The organism is Barnesiella propionica, assembly GCF_025567045.1.
Classification (GTDB): domain Bacteria; phylum Bacteroidota; class Bacteroidia; order Bacteroidales; family Barnesiellaceae; genus Barnesiella_B; species Barnesiella_B propionica.
In genome coordinates this window covers 1-2045 of the sequence record NZ_JAOQJK010000017.1, presented here as the reverse complement: position 1 = coordinate 2045, position 2045 = coordinate 1, and the positions used below count along the sequence as shown (strand labels likewise).

Below are 2045 nucleotides of genomic sequence, written 5' to 3'. Positions count from 1 at the left end.
TTTTGTAATGACCGCTCCAAAAGATGTAGCATCGTTTAATGTTTCATTTTCCGGATATTTTTGATATTTCCCTGCGTTTTTCTTTTGTTCATCTTGTTTCTTTTCTTGTCTTCCTCCTTCTCCATGATTAAAGAATCCGACGACAAAACCGTTGAACGCGCTCAAACGCCAATCACCGCCTGATACGGCCGATGACGTTGCTCCGCTTATAGCTCCCCTACGGCTAAAGATAACGGTTCGGTAGGTAAAATGGCATGAATATAGAATTTTACTCATTTTTATCGGGCAATAATATAGTATTTCTGGAGTCTAATTTATATTTTATATTGTATTTTTTTGCATATTTGTTCCAAAAGAAATTATTGATGATTAACGAAGATATTATAAGAGGTTTGTTATGGTGGAAACGTATAATAGCATAACTTACCGATATGGTATACCACGTACTTTCAACAAGAGTCAGTGAAAAGATATTATCCGGGCTAAACTGCCTGATATCTTTTCCTTTCTGATATACAATATTACCGTTGGACGGATCAATTTTTAGAGAAGTGTTTTTATCATATAGGTAGTAATTGCAGTAATAAAAAAAGTCAATAATGAAAAAGGTTGAAAAGAGTATTGTGACTAAGAAAATACCAAAAAGATTATTATATAAATATCCTGGTTCCATTATTCTGGAAATATCCATAATAAAATAATATGGAGGTAAAAAACAAAACCAGATAAATGCAATAAAAAATAATGACTTTAAAAATGTTTTTCTTATAATTCCTGATATTGTGATTTTATATTCTTTCATAAATCATAGTTATTATGTTATTAGTAAAGTATTATATATTAATTGTTATGATGTGTATCTAAATATAAGCTAAATTTTGTTGTATTAAATTTATGTGGTGATTCATAATTGATATAATAAATATTGTTCTTGAAAATTGGTAAAATATTTTTATTACCATTTGTAATAAACTGCTTCTAAAGGTGACATCGTTGTTAATGTTTTAAGTTTGAGTTCTGCTTCTTGTATATAATTAATCACAAGTATAGTTCCTTTTTCATAATATGTTAATAGAAAAGATGCCATAGTTCCATAAAGATTTACACTAATTGCAATTTTTGTTGTTTTATAAGAAGCGCTCAATTTAGATATTTTTTCGGGTTTGTAATCATTATATAGATTGATGCTTTCAAAAGAGGCAAATGTTAATGATATTGGTTTGGTCACACTTTTTATAATTGGACCTAAATTAGATTTTTTGATTTCAGGACTTTCCTTAATTATATTGTGTATAACTCCTGAAATTCTTTCATCATTTGGAGGGCATTTTTTCTTTTGTCTTTGTATTATATAGAATAGTATTGTCGAGAATATAGAACAATGTGTCATTATCCCAAATTTATATATTATCTTTTTAAATCCATTAATAACTCATGCTCGTAACCCCGTAGGGATTGTTTCCTTTCGTAAGCCGGTCCATAATTGTCGGGAGTGCAGCAATATCCCGCCCGGGATGTGTTTATTGCCTTTTCCCAAAAAACCGCAGGTGCAGATGGAATTAATATGGATATTGTAATTCTATTTATTTTTCTCTCAACAAGGGAAAGAAATGCTTTCGGGTTCTGTATTTAATATCATGCGAGCGTATGTATTCATTCCAGTCCCTTCTTGTCATTACCAGAGAAGAAATGTTTATAGAGTCTCCGGAACTCAATATAACGGTAAAATAATATAGATTGGAGGAGGGCCATTTTCCATTATTATAAATTATAACTTCGACATCCGCAGGAGAGAAAAGTAATTTATACTCACCTTTTTTATACGCCATCGTTCCATCCGTGTATATGCCGAGACTTGTTTTCCGGTCAAAGAAATAATAATTTATACATAAGATAAAATCGTAAAGAAATAACAGACAAAATAATAAGGATATCAATATGAAAGCCGGAATCTGATGCAGGATGTATTCCCTGTCGTTAGCATATTCCGGATTCAAAAGATAAAAGAAAGGCGGGCATAAGCATATCCATGCCATTACTCCGCA

General features: G+C 31.0%; 4 protein-coding genes. All 4 read right to left on the bottom strand.

What is annotated here, in order from left to right; translation table 11 throughout:
• Positions 1 to 276: hypothetical protein (locus OCV73_RS14410; RefSeq protein ID WP_147553325.1), on the bottom strand; the 276-nt coding region annotated here is incomplete at its 3' end.
• The gene (locus tag OCV73_RS14405) at positions 269 to 802 is read right to left on the bottom strand and encodes a hypothetical protein (protein WP_167551283.1); all 534 of its coding nucleotides are present in this window, start codon (positions 800 to 802) and stop codon (positions 269 to 271) included. The genes OCV73_RS14410 and OCV73_RS14405, both read right to left, overlap by 8 nt.
• A gap of 153 nt (positions 803 to 955) precedes the next feature.
• On the bottom strand, positions 956 to 1390 hold the full coding sequence (locus OCV73_RS14400) for a hypothetical protein (protein ID WP_147553324.1): 435 nt from the start codon (positions 1388 to 1390) through the stop codon (positions 956 to 958).
• A gap of 193 nt (positions 1391 to 1583) precedes the next feature.
• A partial coding sequence (locus OCV73_RS14395; RefSeq protein ID WP_167551282.1) for a hypothetical protein occupies positions 1584 to 2045 on the bottom strand: 462 nt, incomplete at its 5' end.